This window comes from Halotia branconii CENA392 (genome assembly GCF_029953635.1).
GTDB lineage: Bacteria > Cyanobacteriota > Cyanobacteriia > Cyanobacteriales > Nostocaceae > Halotia > Halotia branconii.
Genome location: NZ_CP124543.1, coordinates 5,992,196 through 6,011,820, shown reverse-complemented (window position 1 = coordinate 6,011,820; position 19,625 = coordinate 5,992,196). Strand labels below are relative to the sequence as shown.

General features: G+C 41.8%; 17 protein-coding genes. 11 read left to right on the top strand and 6 right to left on the bottom strand.

Annotated features, from left to right (window positions below; genetic code table 11):
* Window positions 1-163: 163 nt before the first annotated feature.
* The 3 genes from QI031_RS26355 to QI031_RS26345 are packed head-to-tail and all read right to left on the bottom strand — an operon-like array spanning window position 164 to window position 4,634.
* Window positions 164-2,149, bottom strand: coding sequence for a hybrid sensor histidine kinase/response regulator (locus QI031_RS26355; protein ID WP_281482534.1), 1,986 nt, complete (start codon window positions 2,147-2,149; stop codon window positions 164-166).
* On the bottom strand, window positions 2,149-2,625 hold the full coding sequence (locus tag QI031_RS26350) for a response regulator (protein ID WP_281482533.1): 477 nt from the start codon (window positions 2,623-2,625) through the stop codon (window positions 2,149-2,151). The genes QI031_RS26355 and QI031_RS26350 overlap by 1 nt, the downstream gene beginning before the upstream one ends.
* A complete protein-coding gene (locus tag QI031_RS26345; RefSeq protein ID WP_281482532.1) occupies window positions 2,622-4,634 on the bottom strand; it encodes a PAS domain-containing sensor histidine kinase in 2,013 nt (670 codons plus the stop codon). Before QI031_RS26345 ends, QI031_RS26350 begins: the two co-directional genes overlap by 4 nt.
* Before the next feature lie 324 nt (window positions 4,635-4,958).
* On the opposite strand from QI031_RS26345, the gene QI031_RS26340 reads away from it, so the two are divergent.
* Window positions 4,959-5,867 carry a 1-aminocyclopropane-1-carboxylate deaminase/D-cysteine desulfhydrase gene (locus QI031_RS26340; RefSeq protein WP_281486127.1) on the top strand — a complete coding sequence of 303 codons (909 nt, stop codon included), beginning with the start codon at window positions 4,959-4,961 and terminating at the stop codon, window positions 5,865-5,867.
* A gap of 71 nt (window positions 5,868-5,938) precedes the next feature.
* Here QI031_RS26340 and QI031_RS26335 read toward each other — a convergent pair whose 3' ends face one another.
* Together QI031_RS26335 and sat are read right to left on the bottom strand one after the other, a co-directional pair.
* Window positions 5,939-8,089, bottom strand: coding sequence for a caspase family protein (locus QI031_RS26335; protein WP_281482531.1), 2,151 nt, complete (start codon window positions 8,087-8,089; stop codon window positions 5,939-5,941).
* A 217-nt stretch (window positions 8,090-8,306) separates the two neighbouring features.
* A complete protein-coding gene (gene sat / locus QI031_RS26330; protein WP_281482530.1) occupies window positions 8,307-9,485 on the bottom strand; it encodes a sulfate adenylyltransferase in 1,179 nt (392 codons plus the stop codon).
* A 315-nt stretch (window positions 9,486-9,800) separates the two neighbouring features.
* Between sat and QI031_RS26325 the strand changes: the two genes are divergently transcribed.
* The 8 genes from QI031_RS26325 to QI031_RS26295 all read left to right on the top strand — a co-directional run bounded on the left by QI031_RS26325 (window position 9,801) and on the right by QI031_RS26295 (window position 16,008).
* A complete protein-coding gene (locus tag QI031_RS26325; RefSeq protein ID WP_281482529.1) occupies window positions 9,801-10,919 on the top strand; it encodes a phosphotransferase enzyme family protein in 1,119 nt (372 codons plus the stop codon).
* A complete protein-coding gene (locus QI031_RS26320; RefSeq protein ID WP_281482528.1) occupies window positions 10,916-11,455 on the top strand; it encodes a DOMON-like domain-containing protein in 540 nt (179 codons plus the stop codon). Before QI031_RS26325 ends, QI031_RS26320 begins: the two co-directional genes overlap by 4 nt.
* 72 nt (window positions 11,456-11,527) lie before the next feature.
* The gene (locus QI031_RS26315; protein WP_281482527.1) at window positions 11,528-11,953 is read left to right on the top strand and encodes a hypothetical protein; all 426 of its coding nucleotides are present in this window, start codon (window positions 11,528-11,530) and stop codon (window positions 11,951-11,953) included.
* Window positions 11,954-12,196: 243 nt separating this feature from the next.
* The gene (gene uvrB, locus QI031_RS26310) at window positions 12,197-14,194 is read left to right on the top strand and encodes an excinuclease ABC subunit UvrB (protein WP_281482526.1); all 1,998 of its coding nucleotides are present in this window, start codon (window positions 12,197-12,199) and stop codon (window positions 14,192-14,194) included.
* 125 nt (window positions 14,195-14,319) lie between these two features.
* On the top strand, window positions 14,320-14,694 hold the full coding sequence (locus QI031_RS26305; protein WP_281482525.1) for a DUF433 domain-containing protein: 375 nt from the start codon (window positions 14,320-14,322) through the stop codon (window positions 14,692-14,694).
* Entirely contained in the window at window positions 14,691-15,086 is a 396-nt protein-coding gene (locus QI031_RS26300; protein WP_281482524.1) for an ACP S-malonyltransferase, read from the top strand. Before QI031_RS26305 ends, QI031_RS26300 begins: the two co-directional genes overlap by 4 nt.
* Window positions 15,087-15,119: 33 nt before the next feature.
* Entirely contained in the window at window positions 15,120-15,320 is a 201-nt protein-coding gene (locus tag QI031_RS31810) for an HNH endonuclease signature motif containing protein (protein ID WP_425525991.1), read from the top strand.
* 208 nt (window positions 15,321-15,528) lie between these two features.
* Window positions 15,529-16,008 (top strand): hypothetical protein, encoded by a 480-nt coding sequence (locus QI031_RS26295; protein ID WP_281482523.1) that lies wholly within the window; start codon window positions 15,529-15,531, stop codon window positions 16,006-16,008.
* A gap of 180 nt (window positions 16,009-16,188) precedes the next feature.
* Here the strand turns inward: QI031_RS26295 and QI031_RS26290 are convergent, their stop codons facing one another.
* Window positions 16,189-17,013: a TetR/AcrR family transcriptional regulator gene (locus QI031_RS26290; RefSeq protein WP_281482522.1), complete on the bottom strand. Its 825-nt coding sequence runs from the start codon at window positions 17,011-17,013 to the stop codon at window positions 16,189-16,191.
* A 122-nt stretch (window positions 17,014-17,135) separates the two neighbouring features.
* On the opposite strand from QI031_RS26290, the gene QI031_RS26285 reads away from it, so the two are divergent.
* Window positions 17,136-18,434, top strand: a complete 1,299-nt coding sequence (locus QI031_RS26285; RefSeq protein WP_281482521.1) for an ABC exporter membrane fusion protein — start codon at window positions 17,136-17,138, stop codon at window positions 18,432-18,434.
* A complete protein-coding gene (devC, locus tag QI031_RS26280; RefSeq protein WP_281482520.1) occupies window positions 18,431-19,609 on the top strand; it encodes an ABC transporter permease DevC in 1,179 nt (392 codons plus the stop codon). The genes QI031_RS26285 and devC overlap by 4 nt, the downstream gene beginning before the upstream one ends.
* The last annotated feature ends 16 nt before the right edge of the window (window positions 19,610-19,625 follow it).

The window sequence follows — 19,625 nt, the reverse complement described above, 5'->3', positions numbered from 1 at the left end:
AGCTATGCGGAGTCTTCATCTCCTTTGGTCAAGTAGACTATAGTTATTGACAGCTATTACGCAGGATAGAAACGACTAACAACTACGGGTACATTTGCAAATTATTGGTCAAAGGTTAAGTAAACAGAACTTTTAGGTTAAGTGAAGGTAAAAATCCGTATTTTCACGTATTCTTTACTTTTGACCCTTCTGACTGTAATAAACTAGAAATCGCCGTCAGCAATTCTTCTGGGGGTACAGGTTTAGCGAGGTGCTGCTGAAATCCGGCTTTTAGTGCTTGTTGATGATCGATTTCGCTGGCATAAGCAGTTAAGGCGATCGCTGGTATCTTTTCTCTGCCTTGTTCTGCTTCTAAAGCCCGCACCTGCTGCATTAGCATATAGCCGTTCATCTCTGGCATCCCAATATCGCTGATCAAGATATCTGGTTTTGCTTGTGTTAAAGCTTGTAATGCCTCACTCGCTGACGACACTGCGGTTACAAATGCACCAAACTCTTCTAACACAAAGCTAAAAAAATCACGGGTGTCAGTATTGTCATCCACAACTAAAATTTGTATCCCTATAAGGGGAGAATCAGCAGTAGTGACATTTGTGAAATCGACCTGTGTACCCTTGATCATGGCGTTATTCTTGATTAACGGTAGCCTAACTGTAAAAAAAGCTCCTTGCCCTTCACCTTGACTTTTTACATCAATTGTGCCACCGTGCATCTCGACTAAGCGACGGGCAATTGCTAAACCTAACCCAAGACCACCAAACTTTCTAGTAGTCTTACTGTCAGCTTGGCGAAAATAATCAAATACATAAGGTAGAAACTCAGGATCGATGCCCTTACCTGTGTCACTAATGGTAATTTGGGCATGAGTGTCAATGTATTCCAATCGCACACTTACTTTTCCCTCATCCGGTGTAAACTTGACAGCATTCGATAAAAGATTCCAGAAGACTTGTTGTAAACGTGCTGTATCACCCAAAATTTGTCTGACATCAGAGTCAAGCATCGTTTGAATTTGAATAGATTTGGCCTCTGCTGCCAAACGCACCGTTTCCATTGCCGCTTCAATGGTGAATGCCAAATCAACTGCTGCCATGTTGAGATTGAGTTTACCTTGAAGGATGCGAGAAACATCTAGCAAGTCTTCAATTAGTTGAACTTGTAATTTAGCGTTGCGTTCAATGGTTGCTAGGGCTTTGTTGAGGGCTGCTTCGTCAAATTTACGGCTTTGTAAGAGTTTTGACCAACCTAAAATCGGATTCAATGGCGATCGCAATTCATGAGAAAGTACTGCTAAAAACTCATCTTTGATCCGGTTAGCGGCCTCTGCCTCTGTTCGTGCTGCTTGTTCGCGTTCTAGAAGATGTTCACGTTCTTTTTCAACTTGCTTGCGATCAGTAATGTCAGTTAGCATGGCGATCGCACCGACAACTTGATTTTGATCATTATAAATGGCTTTAGCAGAAATCAGTGTCCAGATGTAGGAACCATCTTTGCAATGCCATCGTCCCTCTTTGAGTTCATTTTCTGGAGTTGTCAGCCATTCGAGCTGCTCTTGAGTGGACATATCATCAGTCTGATCCATAAAATCAAACCAGGAACGACCAAGGATTTCTTCAGCCGCATAACCTAACATCTGTGACACTCGTTGATTCACAAATTCTGTATACCCTTGAGCGTCAATCATCCAGATGCCTTCATAAGATGTATCCACAATTCGGCGATACTTAGCTTCGCTTTTTTGTAAAGACTCTTCAGCACGTAGGCGATCGCGGCGTTCTTGGGCTTCTCGCAATGCCCGTTGTACAGAAGGAATTAATCGCCCTAATCGTTGTTTTAATACATAATCGGTAGCACCGTTTTTTAAAGCTTCTACTGCCAATTCTTCACCCAACACCCCAGAGACAAAAATAAAAGGAATATCGGCAAAGCGATCGCGGGTAATTTCGAGGGCAGCCATCCCATCAAAAGATGGCAGATCATAATCGGCAAGAATTAAGCTGAAAGTCTTGGTTTCCAAAGCTGCCAGAAAGTCAGCATTGGTTTCGACTCGTAACAATTCACAATCAATGCCCCCTTCGTTGAGAATCACCTGAATCAGGTCTGCATCTAACAAACTGTCTTCCAACAGGAGGAAATGCAGTAAACCCATTATTTGTTCTCCTGTAAACGATGAGGAGCAGAAGGTAGAGCGCCTAAAGGAGGCCGATTAATTACTGCCCAAAATAGCCCTACACCCTTAATGGCATCAACAAATTCATGGTAATCTACAGGCTTCACAACATAGGCATTAACTCCTAATTCATAGCATCGAGCTAAGTCTGGTTCTTCTTTTGAAGAAGTTAATACTACTATCGGCACTACTCGCATTTTGGGGTCAGATTTGAGTTGTGTCAGCACTTCTAGCCCATCGATTTTAGGTAATTTCAAATCGAGCAGCACTACTACAGGATGTCCCTCCATACGTAAGCGGAACAGTCCTCGCCGATAAAGATAATCTAGTGCTTCCTCTCCGTCACGTACCACTATTACTTCGTTGGCAAGATGGTTTTCCGAGAGAGCAGCTAATACTAACTCCGCATCGTTGGCACTATCTTCAATCAGCAAAATTCGCTTCAGTTCTTTCATTCCTTCTCCTTTCTCAACAACTTGGGCAGCGAGAAATAGAAGGTAGCTCCCCTACCAACTATACCCTCTGCCCAGACTCGACCATTATGCCGATGAATAATGCGCTGCACGTTTGCTAATCCCACGCCCGTACCTTCAAATTGGGGGTCAGTATGTAGCCGTTGAAATACGCCAAACAGCTTGTGTACATACTGCATATTAAAGCCAACGCCGTTATCTCGCACGAAAAAGATAACTTCGTTTTGATCATTGGTACTTCCAACAGTAATTTTGGCTGGGTTTTGAGTCTTGGTATATTTAACGGCATTCCCGATTAAGTTGTAAAGAACAAGACGCAGCATTGAGGGGTCGCCCTGCACTTCTGGTAGAGAGTCGATCTGCCAAAGTATTTTGCGTCCTTTAGTTTCTGTAGCTAGATCGCGTATGGTCTCTGCTACTAGTTGCTCCATATTCAGGGCGATGTGACGCATTTCAGTGCGCCCCATACGCGAAAATGTTAACAACTCATCAATTAGAATACCTGCTTGTTTTGCAGTAGCGGCGATAGTCCGTAAATAATGCTGACTTTTTTCATCTAAAATCGCTGAATTTACCCGTTTTTGTAGCAATTCTACAAAACCAGCAATGTGGCGCAATGGAGCGCGTAAGTCGTGAGAAACTGAATAAGAAAAGGATTCTAATTCTTGATTGGCAATTTTTAATTGGGCTGTGCGCTCTTGAATGCGTTGCTCTAAGCTTTCTTTTAATTGCCAAATTTCTGTTTCAGCTCGCTTGCGATCGCTAATATCGGCGATCAGTCCTAACATCCGGACTGCTTCTCCTTGGGCATTAAAATAGATATGCCCGCGTGCCCATATCCAGCTTAATTCCCCATTAGCACGGCGAATACGGCACTCGAAATTCCAGATCTGATTATTAGTGAGAGCAGTCCGAAATTTGGCATCGACTAAAGCCCGATCTTCTGGTACAACATGCTCTAGGAACATTTCATAAGTCCATTTTGGCAGAAGAGATTCATAGCCAAAGATTTGGTCATGACGCAGGGAACGCTGAGCAGTTTGGTTTCTCAAATCCAAATCCCAATCGCCCAGTTCTGCGGTTTGTAATGCAAATCTCAGTCGTTCTTTGCTTTCGCGCAACTCCTCCTCTACCAACTTGCGATCGCTAATATCGCTGACTAATGCCACAAATCCTTCAACGGTTCCCTGATTATTGAACCGAGGTACATAAGTAGATCTAATGTAGCGTGTGCCACCGAATCTGTAAGGTACTTGGGTTTCATAGGCAACTTGCTGTCCTGCCAATACCTGCTCTACGTAGGGACGAATGGCTTCATAAGCAGATTCACCCAAAACTTCCCAAAGATACTTTCCATAGACCTCCGCTGCCGAATGCCCAAACCATATTTCATATTCTCGGTTATTGAAGCGATAACGTTGTTCTGCATCCACAAAGGAGATCAAGACTGGTAAGGTATCTGTGATCAAGTGCAACTCGGTTATTTCGGCTTTGAGGGTATCATACTCCGTCTGCTTGATGGTGTTAGTGTTCCCCGCAGGAGTTGCTGTGGTTTCGGTAGCTACCATCAATACCCCCGCGATCGCTCCGGTTTCATCTTCAATAGGACTATAACAAAAGGTGAAATAGCATTCCTCAAGGTAGCCGTAGCGATTAATCAACCGTAGCTGGTTCTCTAAATATGTTGCTTGACCTGTGGCTAAAACCCCTGTCAATATAGGTTCAATTACATCCCATGTTTCACACCAACATTCTTGCGCTCGTTGTCCTAATGCCTGAGGATGCTTGGCTCCTAACAAGGGACGATAGGCATCGTTATAAAATTGAACTAAATCTGTACCCCAAAACAGCATCATGGGTAAAGAAGACCCTAGGCAAATGCTGATCGCAGTTCGTAAGCTTTGTAACCAATTTTTTGCAGTTCCAATCGGTGTAGCAGCCCAATTGATGCTCTGCATCAGCATCTTGATTTCATCACCCCTAGTCAACATAATTCGTAATTGATAATGGGCTACGCCCCGCTACGCTCTAAGCGCAGCTATGCCGCAGGCTTTACATAAATTGGTGGAAGCTATGACACCAAATAATTACGAATTACGTTAGCGTAAGCGGTAGCGACGCAGGAGCGTCATTACGAATTTAGTAATTATTTGGTTAACGCCAAGCGAATCTATAACCCTACAAAGAAGCTAGCTACGCTTAGGATCTCGTAGAGAAGGGTTAAGTGAAATATAGTGTCCACTACATTTAATTATCAGCCAGTAGATAGAAGCATTTGTCTATCTTTAGAGGTAATTCATTCTGTGAAGTATGAAATGTTAACTCCACTGCCTGCTCCCATACAGCAAATAAACAGTGCGATCGCTCATCGGGCTAATGTTGAATTATCTGTGTTGCGTCTCGACTTGATGCACCCTTTAGTTAACGGTAATAAGTGGTTCAAACTTAAGTACAACCTCTTGGAGGCTAAACAAAAAAACTTCACAACCCTGCTGACTTTTGGCGGTGCTTATTCTAATCATATTTTTGCGACTGCGGCAGCTGGAAATCTTTTAGGTTTCCGCACCATTGGTGTGATTCGGGGAGAGGAGAAACTACCGCTAAATCCCACCTTAAGTTTTGCTGTACAGCAGGGTATGCAGCTTGTCTACTTGAACCGTGAGACTTACCGACAGCGAAATACACCCCAGTTGCAGCAAGACTTACAGCAACGCTTTGGTGAAGTGTTTGTGATTCCTGAAGGTGGTAGTAATTTAAACGGTATACGTGGCTGTACTGAGATTATTTGCGAAGCAGCAGAATTTGATACTGTATGTGTAGCTTGCGGCACGGGTACAACCTTAGCTGGTATTGTCCTTTCGCTGCATCCAAAGCAAAGAGCGATCGCTTTTCCTATACTCAAAAATGGAGAGTTTCTCAGACAGGAAATCGAAATCTTGCTGAAGAATACACCCAAACCTAATAGTTTTCCAGCATCTTGGGAATTAGTATGTAATTACCACTTCGGCGGCTATGCCAAGGTAAACGATGAATTATTACTGTTTAGCCAGCAATTTCAGCAAGAACACGGCATACCTCTTGATTACGTATATACCGCTAAAATGTTTTACGGCGTGATGGATTTATTACAGCAGGGATTTTTTCCGCCAGGCGATCGCTTATTGTTGATCCATACTGGAGGCTTACAAGGTAACATCGGTATGAAAGAGCGATCGCATTTCTAAAAATCGAATTGCCCCTGCCCCCTGGTTGCTGAGCGCAGTCGAAGTATGCTCCCTGCCTCTTTCCTGCCTCCTCAAGCTACTTGAAAACTAAAATTAAGACTTGCCCAATTATTCACATCTAACATATATGATTCTGAGGTTGTACCGTTCATCTCGGCTTTGATAGTACTAGTATTATGCAAATCTTGCAGTAAAGCTTTTGCAACTTCTAAAGGGTTTACTAATGTACTCATGAACTGTCGATCTGCTGTTGGAGATTTAGCGGCTTCTAAAACTGCCAAAGTTTTACTAAAAGGGGCAGTGCTGAAAATCAGTTGATATTCACATTCATAAGCTGGCCCCGAAACCATTAATCCCGGTGCAGCATTTGTTTGTGGTACTGTGACTGTTTGACCAGGGGCAATAACTACTGGTTCCAGCATGGGTTGGGTTTCGGAAATGTCAGATTCTTCTAAAGTTTGCCAAGGGTAAAAGGCGATCGCTGTTCTATTGTTTTTTAATCCCAGTAGCATTAAATATAATGGGCGATCGCCTTGATTTTGCACTCGATATTGTATCTGACTACCGATAGGCACAATGGGAATGGGAGTAGTTGAAGCTAAAGTTGAACTCGATTTTTCTAAACTTACAGTTCGTGAGGTTTCCCGTTTGATTACAACCCGTGACGATAAGCTGTTAACGATCTCCAAAGTTGCCTTGACTGCCAAGCGAGAAGAACCTTCATTTTCTGTGAGTCGCCATAGTTTCGCTGCTAATAAGGTGGGGAATTTTGTCGCTAACCGCAGCACTGCTAGTTTCACTGCTTCTCCAACTTCCCCAGTGGTGTTAACAATCACCTCACCATTTAAAGAAAATAATCCATAGCGACTGGGAGGTTGTAATAGTTTACCAAACACATAATCGGCGGCTCGTTCTCCCAATATCACAGGAGAAACATGATCAATTGCAGCAAAAGCACTTGTAGCATCTACCCGTTCAATTCTTTCAAGTTCAGTATTTAAAGCAACCGTTAATTTGATATTTCGAGGTAAGACGCGAACAGTTTCTTGGAGAAGTTGTCCGACTTTGAGGGAATTTGTAGCTGCAAATTGGGCTATTGAGGCTTTTGCAATTAATCCACTACGCGATCGCAATATTAATTGTTCTCCCGTTGGTAAGGATAGCCGGGAATTTGCACTATAATATTCCAACACTTGTGGAGGTATTCCTCCTAACCACAAATCAGCAGTTTTTCCGTCTTCTTCAACTTTGATGACTGCTGCTTCTGCTGCCATCAAATTGTCTGGGAAAAAATTGCCGATAGTTAAAGTTTTATTCTTCTTACTACTCAATAACCCTGGTTGCTGTTTACTACTTAGCTGATTCATCGAACTGCCAATACGAGAAAGGCTAAATTGAATTGTCTGGGCTGGGGTAGTTTCCCAGAGATATTGGGTTAAGGCGTAGGTAAATAATCCAGCACTAAAACCAGAAAATAGTAATTCTCTGGCTAAGTGTTTGGGGTCAGAAGTTGCAGATAATACCGCTACATTGCTCGATTCTGGGTTTTGTGTTTTGAGTGTAGTCTGATTTTTGAGTTGTTCGAGAAAGTCGAGTTCTGCTGCTGCTAATTGTGTGGCGACTAACTCTGGACGGGCGCGAATCCCCCAGCCTGTGGATTGCCCAGTAGGAGTATAGTAACTAGTATCCAATACTGCTGTAACACGATCAGTAGAAAGCGATCGCAGTAATAGCAGTAAATTTTCTTCCCATAAGTAGTTGACTATTTTCTCATCTTCTATGTAGTACTCTTTGGCTAGAACTAAAGCGTTTAGCACTGTATCCGCCAGTTCTGCGGATTTGATGCGAGTACCATAGCCGCTAAAGTGGAAGACAACTACATCCCCAGACTTAGCTTGTTTGCCCAGATGCTCCACAAAAGCCGTCTCTATTGATTTTTTATCAGCTTGTTCTTCAGTTAAAGTGAGAATATCGGCAGCTTGAAAACCGAACCGATGGATCAATAGTTCTCTTTGCAGTTCTACATCAGTGAGACAGCCACTCAAAGATGGGCTTTTTTGATTTTGATATTGATTGATGCCGATCAACAATGCCAATTTACGCGGAGTGGGTTGTGCCAAGGCTTGATAATAGCGATCGCCTAAAGCCAACCACTCTGTCTCAGCTACACCCAACGCCGCCAGTATTGAACCAATCCGTTTAAAAAAAGTCCGACGCTTCATAAATCAGTTATCAGTTATCAGTTACCAATTATCACTGTTAACTGCGATGCACTGAGCGGCTGGTGAGCGCAGTCGAACCATGTCGAAGTGTTCACTGTTAACTGCGATGCACTGAGCGGCTGGTGAGCGCAGTCGAACCATGTCGAAGTGTTCACTATTAACTGCGATGCACTGAGCGGCTGGTGAGCGCAGTCGAACCATGTCGAAGTGTTCACTGTTAAGCCAGTACTTGTACTCGCATCGCCCGTGCCAATTCCGCTGCTACTTCCGGACGAGAAAATTCTGGTGGGGGTAATTCACCTCGACGTAGCATTTCTCTAACCTTTGTACCTGAGAGATGAACGCGTTCTTCTGGCTTGCTGGGACTTGTTTTAGTTGTCGCCATCTGTTTGGTACGCATACAGTAAAAAGCGTGTTCAAACTTCATAGGTACAATACCTAATTCACTCGGCTCAAATTCATCAAAGATGTATTGAGCATCATAAGTGCCGTAGTAGTCACCAACACCAGCATGATCCCGTCCGACAATAAAATGAGTGCAACCGTAGTTTTTACGAACTAAAGCATGAAAAATGGCTTCTCTAGGGCCAGCATAACGCATGGCTGCGGGATTAATTGCCAAAATTACCCGATTTTGAGGATAGTAATGTTCTAGCAAAATTTCATAGCAACGCATCCGCACATCAGCCGGGATATCATCTTCTTTTGTGGCTCCTACCAACGGGTGTAAAAATAAACCATCCACAGTTTCTAAAGCACATTTTTGGATGTATTCGTGGGCGCGGTGGATAGGATTACGAGTTTGAAAGCCTACAATTGTTTGCCAACCTTTATCTTTAAACATCTGCCGTGAAGCGGCTGGATCGATTTGGTAAGCAGGAAAATGAGCATGGCGATCGCGTTGCAGTAGCCAAATATCACCTGCAAGATTGACAGCACCTTGGTTGTAAACTACCTGCACACCAGGATGTTTAGCATCATCAGTGCGGTAGACGTTAATCGCTTCGCGGGTTTTATCGTAATGGTATTTTTGTGTGAGTTGCAAAACCCCAATAAACTCTCCTTGGGGGTTATCCAGACGAATTAAGTCACCTTCCTTAAGGGAAGTAGCAACTTCTTGTATTACCGACAATGTAATCGGTATTGACCATACAAGACCATTGGCTAACCGCATTTGCGTAACCACGCGATCGTAGTCTGCTTGGTTCATAAAACCCGTTAGGGGGCTAAAACCGCCGATCGCGATCATTTCTAAATCAGAAACTGTTCGCTCGTCAAGTTGCACTCGCGGCAAAAAGTCAGCTTTTGAAAGAAATTCTGCCCTTTGTTCAGCTGTAGCTATACGGTTAACCAATTGTCCACCGTGGGGGGCAATGGCATCTGGATAGTGACTCAACTTAAATCCCCTCTTTGCGTTAACTGCAATTGTTTCAAACTATGTACTAACTTATCAAAATGCTGGCACGGCGGGAAAAAGATTTTGGGAATTGAGAATTGGGCATGGGGCATGGGGCAGTAATTAACTAACAACTGACAACGACGGGGCGATGGTTACTGAGTGTTGGTTACTGAGCGAAGTCGAAGTAAGCCGAAGTACTATTCCTCCCACTCCTTGAAGAAGTGGGTTTCCCGTCGCCTTTTGATGAAACTTAGGCTACGATATCCCCTATTGCATTTGTGCAATGGATGTGGGGAGTAGGTAAAAACCAATATGACAGAAGATATTCAGGCACAAGATACGGAAAATCTGGTTGCCATTGCGGGGCAATTCACGCTTCAAGGTCAAGTTACAGGCGTACGAGCGTTTGGAAGTGGTAATATTAATGACACCTTTTTGGTAACTTTGGCTGCTTCTGGTGAAAAGCATTTTATCTTGCAACGTATCAATACACAGGTGTTTCGTCAGCCCCAACTGGTGATGCAGAATATGCGTATTTTAACTGAGCATGTTCACCAACGTTTACAATGCACTCCTGTCAATCGTCGTTGGGAAGTGCCGCGTGTGTTGTTGACGAAGGATGCCCAGGATTACTGTAATGATGCTGAGGGATCATTTTGGCGAGCAATTAGTTTTATTAAAGGTTCCCAGTCTTTTGATACTTTAGGCGATCGCTCTTTTGCCCCAGAAATCGGCTACGCCTTGGGTATGTTCCACAATTTAATCAGTGATTTACCTGCTGAAAAACTTGCCGATACTTTAGAAGGTTTCCATATTACACCGCTTTATCTGCAAAACTATATTGAGATTTTGGCGAAAACAACGGCGCGTCAATCTCCTGAGGTGAATTATTGCTTGCAGTTTGTTAGCGATCGCCAGACTTTTGCCCATATTCTAGAAAATGCTAAAGCTACAGGCAAGCTACCGTTGCGGCTGATGCACGGTGATCCCAAAATCAACAACGTCATGTTTGATACCGTTACCCAGCAAGCAGTTAGCGTGATTGACCTCGATACCGTTAAGCCTGGGTTGGTACATTATGATATCGGTGACTGTCTGCGTTCAGGTTGCAATCCTGCTGGAGAAGAAACAGAACAGTGGGAAGATGTTTATTTCGATACTGACTTGTGTCAGGGAATCCTCCAAGGTTATTTGGCGATCGCTAAAGCATTTTTGACGGAAAATGATTATGCCTATATGTACGATGCCATTCGTTTAATTGCTTTTGAATTGGGACTGAGATTTTTTGCTGATTATTTAGCTGGAGATGTTTACTTTAAAGTCAAGCATCCAGAACATAACTTAATTAGAGCGATCGTCCAATTTAAATTAACTGAGAGTATCGAATCTCAAGAAAATCAGATTCGCACTATTATTCAAGATATGAAATGAACAAGCAAATTTTTTCTTTGCAACCATTTCCCTCTACTGAAATATTGCCTAATTTGAACATTACAGGTGATATCGTCCGAAATAATCATCAACTGGCAATTAATTATCAGCTTTTAGGCAATCTAAAAGAAATAGCGATCGCACCATCATCAACTACACCGATGCGAAAGCACGAATTATGGCAAGATACCTGCTTTGAGTTCTTTGTTTGCATCAAAGATTCTCAACGTTATTGGGAATTTAACCTTTCTCCTGCTGGACATTGGAATGTCTATCGCTTTGATGGATATCGTCAAGGAATGCAAGAGGAAAAAATATTGACAATACTGCCATTTTGTGCAAAGCAGCAATTAGATAGTTTAGCGATCACCTTAGATATGGATTTAAGTAAAATCATCTTGGCAGATCAGGCGATCGTAGTAGGCATTACAACTGTAATCAAATGCACAAATGGTGAAGTGACTTATTGGGCATTAACTCATCAAGGTGTAGAAGCTGACTTTCATCTGCGAGAAAGTTTCATAATAACGTTGTGAGTTATACCTAAAATTCATATAAAATTATGCAATTATGGTTGAAACTTATACTAAACATTTAAAAGTTTCCCAATGAGAAGTATTAACAAAAAATTGCCTCCGCAGAGATTAATATTGAGTCTTAGTTTAGTGTGTGGAATTTTGGGGGTAGTCAGTGCTGACACCGTATATTCTCAAACTACTCCTGTAATACGCGTTTTAAGAGTTACAAATCCAGGCGGTACTACTTTTAAGCGAACACAAAGCTGGTATCTCCAGTCAGGTGATATTCAACAAGCAGATCAAAAATGTGGCGTTGGACAAGGTGAGAAATTTTTTGTCTCGTCTATTGTGAGTAGAGATGATAGTCGGGTGGTGAGTCCCAACGGTAACGGTGAACGCTTGCGAGATTATTGGGAAGTCAGATTTGAAAAACCGCTGCCATGTAACCGCCAAGGTGAGACTTGGTTTGTTTTTAAAACTCATGTGCAACAATTACAAGCTGTTGCTGTTCGTTAAACTTCCGTTTAGATATCTGAGGGAGGCACTAAGAAACGGAAATAACTTCCCTCAAGCCTTAAAAAACTTATTAGTTGTTAACCACTCATATATCTACTACTAATCATTTTTATCTTTTCGCAAATTAAACCATTGTTTAAAAATATTCATAGGTCGATTCAGACGCGATAAATTGCCGTCTCTACAAAGGACTAGTGGGATCGCTACCATAAGATAGGGTCTTTCTATTTCTCATAAAACTTTATGAAAAATTTCTATCTTCAAGCTCCTTTCGCTCCCACAGGTGATCAACCACAAGCGATCGCCCAACTCACTACCAGTATCCAATCTGGCAGCCGCTATCAAACTTTACTAGGGGCGACGGGAACAGGTAAGACGTTTTCTGTAGCCGCAGTCATCGAGAAAATTGGTAAGCCGACTTTAGTCCTCGCTCACAATAAAACTCTGGCAGCTCAGTTGTGTAACGAATTGCGGGATTTCTTCCCCGACAACGCAGTTGAGTATTTTGTCAGTTATTACGATTATTATCAACCAGAAGCGTATATTCCAGTTAGCGATACTTATATTGAAAAAACAGCTTCGATTAATGATGAGATTGATATGTTACGACATTCAGCGACGCGATCGCTTTTTGAACGTCGTGATGTGATTGTCGTTGCTTCTATTAGCTGTATCTACGGTTTGGGTATGCCAGCAGAATATCTTAAAGCTGCCATTCCTCTGCAAATAGGTATGGAAGTCAATCAACGCCAGATTTTACGCGATTTGGCATCAGTGCAGTATAGCCGCAACGATATAGAAATGGGTCGAGGAAAGTTCCGCGTCCGGGGTGATGTTTTAGAAATCGGCCCAGCTTATGAAGACAGAATTATTCGTGTAGAGTTTTTTGGCGATGAAATTGACGCGATTCGCTATATTGATCCGGTGACTGGTGAAATTATCAAAAGTTTAGAAGCAGTGAACATCTATCCGGCGCGTCACTTCGTCACCCCAGAAGAACGGTTAGAGGTGGCTTGTGATGACATTGCGGCAGAATTAAAACAACAAAAAGCAGATTTAGAGCAAGCTGGGAAATTATTAGAAGCGCAACGCATAGATCAACGCACACGTTATGACTTAGAAATGTTGCGTGAGGTTGGTTATTGCAACGGTGTCGAAAACTATTCTCGTCACTTAGCAGGACGACAAGCTGGGGAACCGCCAGAGTGTTTAATTGATTATTTCCCTAAAGATTGGTTATTAGTAATTGATGAATCTCACGTTACAGTGCCACAAATTCGTGGTATGTACAACGGCGACCAAGCTAGGAAAAAAGTTTTAATTGAACATGGGTTTCGGCTTCCCAGTGCTGCTGATAATCGTCCTTTGCAAGCACAAGAATTTTGGCAAAAGGTGAATCAGTGTATTTTTGTTTCCGCTACCCCAGGTAATTGGGAGTTAGAAGTTTCTGAAGATCACATAGTTGAGCAAGTTATTCGACCTACTGGGGTAATTGATCCAGAAATTTCTGTGCGTCCCACCGAAGGACAAATTGATGATTTATTAGGAGAAATCAAAGATAGAATTGACCTCCATGAACGAGTGTTAATTACCACATTAACGAAGCGCATGGCGGAAGATTTAACCGAATATCTGCAAGACCATAGTATTAATGTGCGGTATTTGCATTCAGAGATTAACTCAATTGAGCGCATTGAAATTTTGCAAGATTTACGCGAAGGCAAATTTGATGTTTTAGTTGGTGTGAATTTGCTACGGGAAGGTTTAGATTTGCCGGAAGTTTCTTTAGTAGCAATTTTAGATGCAGATAAAGAAGGATTCTTGCGTGCCGAGCGTTCTTTAATTCAAACTATTGGTAGAGCCGCGCGTCATGTACGGGGACAAGCAATTATGTATGCTGATAATCTTACTGACAGCATGATTAAAGCTATTGATGAGACTGACAGGCGGCGTGGCATCCAAAGAGCATATAACCAGATGCACGGAATTACCCCACAATCAATTATGAGAAAATCGAGTAACGCAATTTTATCATTTTTAGATGTATCGCGGCGGTTAAATGCAACTGATTTAAAAGTTGTAGATGAACATATAGATGAATTGCCATTAGAACAGATTCCAGATTTAATTGTCAAACTCGAAGAACAAATGAAAGAATCCGCTAAAAAACTAGAATTTGAAGAGGCTGCAAAATTTCGCGATCGCATTCAGCATCTGCGAGATAAATTATTAGGACGTTAGTCTTTAGTTAGGGTGGCAATCAAGCGATCCTCTTTGTACCTGTTCTATTAGCTTCTTTGAGCGTCACTCACTTTGCTTTTTTTGCAAGGTATTATAAAAATGATAGGCTCTAGGAGATAACGGGCATGACTTCCTCAGCCAATAAGCAATCACTTATTATTCGTACTGAGCGTGGACTGATGATTTCAGGAACACGTATCACCCTCTACGATGTGATGGATTATGTTACTGCTCAATATCCACCTAAATTTATCCAGGGATTGTTCGAGCTTACAGACGAACAAATTAACGTTGCTCTGTCTTACATTGAAACTAATCGCGCAGAGGTAGAAGCGGAATATCAGCAAATTCTCAAAGAAGCCGAAGAACTCCAGCAATACTACCAAGAGCAAAATCGTGAGCTAGTTGCCAGAATTGCAACACAATCGCCCAAACCTGGAACTGAAGCCGCTTGGGAAAAACTTCGGGCAGTTAAAGCAAAGCGTCAGTTAAAGGGATGATTTTTTTGATTGATCACAATCTTAAAGGTCATGCTTTAGTTTTTTTTGGTGCTATTGCTACTCAGGGTTGGCTTGATATCGTCCCGATTCGATTTGTCATGTTTGCAGAAATAAAGTTACCAATTGATAGTGATGACAGGGTTGTTTGGCGGTTTGCTCAGGAAAACCAGATGATTTTGCTTACAGCCAATCGCAGCATGAAAGGGAAAAATTCGCTCGAACAAGTCATGCGTGAAGAAAACACTTCGGCATCGTTGCCTGTGATCACGATTGGCAGTGCAGATCGCCTCCTAAATGACTCCGAATATCGAAGTCAATGTATTGAAAGTTTGATTGAAATCGTGCTTGATGTTGATAGTTATCGGGGTGCAAGGCGAATCTTCATTCCGTAATGTAGTTAATGAGTATAAAGATATAAAAATGCTGTGTTTGCTAAATATACAAAAAAGGGATTTATTGACTGTGCTATCAGTGGATTTAAAAGTCAGATGTGGAGGGATTTCCAAATTGATCACATCATACAGATGTCAAAAGGTGGTTTAACCAACCTAGAAAATCTTCAAGTTTTATCTCGTAAAGCTCACGCAGAAAAAACTCGGTTAGAAAACCAAAAAACAAGAATTTGAAGAGGCTGCAAAATTGGGCGATCGCATTTAGAATCTGCGAGATAAGTTATTAGGACGTTAGTGAATAGACCAATGGGAACACATAGCACTGAAATATTCACCATTATGACTGATAAATAGAGTGCGATGATCTATGAAATTAGAAAGAGGTCGAAAGCTGAAAAACATGAAATAATAAGAAACTACCAACTCTACAAAATAATCAGATATGAACATTGCTCTCCTGGAATTAGATATCCAAACACAGCAAATGGTCAATGATGCAATTGTTGACTCTGGTATTTCACCAGATGACTTTGTCACAAAAGCTTGTAGAGCTTATGCCGGAACTATTGTTAACAAAGTCACACAAGTTAGCGAAGATTTAGATACTGTATCTACAAAGCAACTCATGGCAGATGGTTACAGAACTGATCCTAATAGGTCTGAACAGTTGATTAAGCTGGCAATTTTGGCATTAGAAAATCACAACAATAACTGTACAGAGAAATCCCAAAAATGGCATATTAATCAAAACATTCTCCAATCTCTGACGAGAAGTCAACCCAAGACTGTCAACGAAATATTGCAAAAGTATAAAACTAGGCTTGATGACCACAACGACAAACATGGTTTAAACCCCTCTGACAACTGCAAGCCAGAGATCAAGATTGAGCAGTCGATCAATTTAGCTGAAATCTATATCTAGTAGGAGTTTCTAGATACCTACATTTCAAGGGGTTTGTACCTTCCAAAGCTTTATCTGGCTTGGTTTCACGTTGATTGTCGCCCCTTGAATACCCACATTTAATGGGGATTCAGTACAAGTTAAATTTGGAGAAACTTATTTTTTTATCCATGTATATACAAAATTCCCGGTAAGCCTGTTTTAACTTTCTAACTCCTCTTTACCAAAAGAGCCTGTACGAGCAAACATCTCTATCATCTCGCTTCGGGTCAAATTATTTTCATCTGCTAATTTTGCTAACTTTTCCCAAGCTGTATCTGTGAGTCTAATAGATCTTAAATGTTTCAGTTCACAACCGTAATCTGTCTTAAACTTACCTGAAGAATTGCGCTTGCGCCTAGCTGATTTTTGCCTTGTACCTGAATATTTATCTGTTGATACGCTCTTAATAGTGATTAAATTAATCAAGTTATCAATCAGGCGATCGCGTTCCATTGGTAAAATATCTCGACAATGCAGCATCTCTTGAAGAATTGTGAAATGGACTAATGTACCTAAAAAAATACGTGCAGCTACTTCCGGATCAGGTAGTTGAAGTTCGGGATGAGCCGCAAAATATTGACTCAGAAGTTCCAAAACAGGTTTATCTACATTGCGAACGAAAGCTTGCGCTAGTAAGGGGAAACGTCCAGATTCACCAATAATCAGTCTTACCAAACTCAACAACTCTTGTTGATGATTGATTTGCTCGACAATATTTATACCTAAGCGACGCAGAACAATATCAGGTTCTCCTTGCATAAATTCTGCGTCTTGGTAACTAAATGCTTCTCGATAATTTTCCTGTGCTAATCGCTCAATTAAGGTCGTAAATAATCCTTCTTTATCTTGAAAGTAGTTGTAGACAGTTGCTTTAGACACGCCTGCTGCGGCTGTTACTTTATCCATCGTTGTCGCAGCGTAGCCATGCGTCAAAAACTCTCGCATCGCACCAGCTAAGATTGCATCAATTTTTTCTGTTGACATTCCTAATTCAAAATAGATTTGTCCAAATAGGGACTCTTGACACGATTGTAATGTACAGTTTAGTTTAGTTACAGTTAAACTAAGTAGTTTATTTGACTTAACTAAACAAAAGGGGGCTGAAAATGCCTGAAGTAGGGGAGAGAGATTCCGCATCCTTTAAACCTAGCGCTCGTCAAACAATTATGCTGGCATTAGCCACAGGGTTTGCGATCGCCGGAATAATTAGATTTTGGCAGGTTCAATCACAGTCTGCTGAGGCGGCTAAAAATGTCCCAGTAACTGTACCTCCAATTAAAACAGTAACAGCCTTGGGCAGACTAGAGCCACAAGGAGAAGTAATTAAACTTTCTGCACCTGCATCCATTCAAGGAAATCGGGTAGACAAACTTTTAGTTAAAGAAGGTTTTCAAGTTAAAACTGGCCAAGCGATCGCCATTTTGGATAGTCGAAATCGCCTACAAGCTGCTTACCAAGAAGCCCAAGAACAAATAAAAGTAGCACAGGTAAATCTCGCAAAAGTACAAGCAGGGGCGAAAGTTGGTGAAATAGAAGCGCAAAAAGCCGAAATAGCCCGCATCCAAGCACAAATTATTGGTGAGGAAACTAGGCAAAGAGAAGCAGTCGCTAGATTAGAAGCCCAGTGGTTAGGTGAAAAAACAGCACAACAGGCAACAATCAACAAACTAGAAGCAGAACTAAACAATGCCCAAATAGAATTTCAACGCTATCAACAGCTTTATTCGGAACGGGCAATTTCTCAGTCTTTGTTTGACAGCAAGCGTTTAACTGTAGATACCATCACGCAGCAATTGAGGGAAGCTAAAGCAAATCTCAACCGGATTGATAATACTGGACGTAAGCAAATTAGCGAAGCCGAGACAGATTTGGCTCGCATTAAAGCTACTGGGAGCAAGCAAGTTAGTTCTGCTGAAGCCATTTTAAACCAAATCGCCGAAGTCCGCCCAGTAGATTTAGAAGCGGCAAAAGTAGAAATTAGCCGGGCAGTAGCCGCCGCCAAACAGGCAAAAGCAAATCTAGATCAAGCTTATGTGCGATCGCCCCAAGACGGTGTAGTCTTGGACATTCATACGCGTTCGGGGGAAATGGTTTCTGATGACGGCATCGTAGAAATTGGGCAAACCAGCCTCATGTATGCAGTTGTAGAAGTTTACCAAAGTGATGTCAACAAAGTGCGTCCTGAACAACCAGTGCGGATATCTAGCAATTCTCTACCAGGTGAATTGTATGGCAGAGTAGACAGAATTGGCCAGAAAGTGCAGCGGCAAGACATTATCAACGCTGACCCCAGTGAAAATATTGATTCTAGAGTTGTAGAAGTTCATGTACGGTTAGGAGAAGCATCAAGCTTGAAAGCAGCCAAATTTACTAATTTGCAAGTCAAGGCGGTGATTGGACTGTGATGGGATTAATTCAGATATTACAACGACGTACACCCCTGGGATGGTTACAACTTAGCCATCATAAAAGTCGTCTATTGGTTGCTTTATCAGGTATTGCCTTTGCTGATGTCTTAATGTTTATGCAGTTGGGGTTTCAGAATGCACTGTATGACAGTAACACCCGCCTCAATAGTGTGCTGCTTGCAGACATAGTGTTAATGAGTACTCAAAGCCGTAACACTCAGAACTTATCTACCTTTTCGCGGCGGCGATTACTTCAGGCTGCTGATATACCTGGGGTGAGATCGACAGCATCCATGTATATCGGTTTAGTTACCTGGAAGAATCCCCAAACACACCGCAAAACAACACTACAAGCAATTGGATTTAATCCTGAAGAACCTGCATTAAATTTACCAGAAGTCAACGCCCAGTTAGATAAAATTAAGCTGCCTGATACCTTTATTTTTGATCGTGCAGCTAGAGGTGAATACAAAGAAGCGTTTGCTCAAATTGATGCAGGTCATAATGTGACTACAGAAGTTGATAAACGCACCATCACCATTGATGGCTTATTTAAATTAGGCGCATCCTTTGGTGCAGACGGCACATTAATTTCTAGTAGTGATAACTTTCTACGTATCTTTCCTAGACAGTTAGCAGGAAGTATCAATTTAGGTTTGATTTATACTCAACCAGACTATGACTCCAAACAAATTGCAGAAATATTAAAACTCTACCTCTCAAATGAAGATGTGAGAGTGCTAACCCGTGAAGAATTTATCAAATTTGAAGAAGATTATTGGAAACAAGAAAGTCCCATTGGTTTTATCTTTAGTTTGGGCGTATCAATGGGATTTATTGTCGGTGTAATTATTGTTTATCAAGTCCTTTCTACAGATGTGAATGCCCATATCAAAGAATACGCCACCTTTAAAGCAATGGGCTATCGTAATTTATACCTTTTGGGTGTGATTTTTGAAGAAGCAATTATATTAGCATTGCTGGGCTTTATCCCCGGATTTGTTGTACCTTTAGGACTTTATCGCCTAACTCGCAATGCCACAGATTTACCAATATACATGACAGTAGCCAGAGCGTTGATTGTATTATTGCTGACTATTATTATGTGTACTCTTTCTGGGGCGATCGCGACTCGAAAATTACAATCTGCTGACCCTGCGGATATGTTTTGAAAATGGGCATACCCCA

Coding starts and splice junctions, on each gene's coding strand:
- QI031_RS26305 (WP_281482525.1), top strand. CDS start 14,320: ATGACTTCCTCAGCCAATAAGCAATCACTTATTATTCGTACTGAGCGT.
- QI031_RS26350 (WP_281482533.1), bottom strand. CDS start 2,625: ATGAAAGAACTGAAGCGAATTTTGCTGATTGAAGATAGTGCCAACGAT.
- QI031_RS26285 (WP_281482521.1), top strand. CDS start 17,136: ATGCCTGAAGTAGGGGAGAGAGATTCCGCATCCTTTAAACCTAGCGCT.
- QI031_RS26300 (WP_281482524.1), top strand. CDS start 14,691: ATGATTTTTTTGATTGATCACAATCTTAAAGGTCATGCTTTAGTTTTT.
- QI031_RS26325 (WP_281482529.1), top strand. CDS start 9,801: ATGACAGAAGATATTCAGGCACAAGATACGGAAAATCTGGTTGCCATT.
- QI031_RS26335 (WP_281482531.1), bottom strand. CDS start 8,089: ATGAAGCGTCGGACTTTTTTTAAACGGATTGGTTCAATACTGGCGGCG.
- QI031_RS26290 (WP_281482522.1), bottom strand. CDS start 17,013: ATGTCAACAGAAAAAATTGATGCAATCTTAGCTGGTGCGATGCGAGAG.
- uvrB (WP_281482526.1), top strand. CDS start 12,197: ATGAAAAATTTCTATCTTCAAGCTCCTTTCGCTCCCACAGGTGATCAA.
- QI031_RS26345 (WP_281482532.1), bottom strand. CDS start 4,634: ATGTTGACTAGGGGTGATGAAATCAAGATGCTGATGCAGAGCATCAAT.
- QI031_RS26355 (WP_281482534.1), bottom strand. CDS start 2,149: ATGGGTTTACTGCATTTCCTCCTGTTGGAAGACAGTTTGTTAGATGCA.
- QI031_RS26340 (WP_281486127.1), top strand. CDS start 4,959: ATGTTAACTCCACTGCCTGCTCCCATACAGCAAATAAACAGTGCGATC.
- QI031_RS26320 (WP_281482528.1), top strand. CDS start 10,916: ATGAACAAGCAAATTTTTTCTTTGCAACCATTTCCCTCTACTGAAATA.
- QI031_RS26315 (WP_281482527.1), top strand. CDS start 11,528: ATGAGAAGTATTAACAAAAAATTGCCTCCGCAGAGATTAATATTGAGT.
- QI031_RS26295 (WP_281482523.1), top strand. CDS start 15,529: ATGAACATTGCTCTCCTGGAATTAGATATCCAAACACAGCAAATGGTC.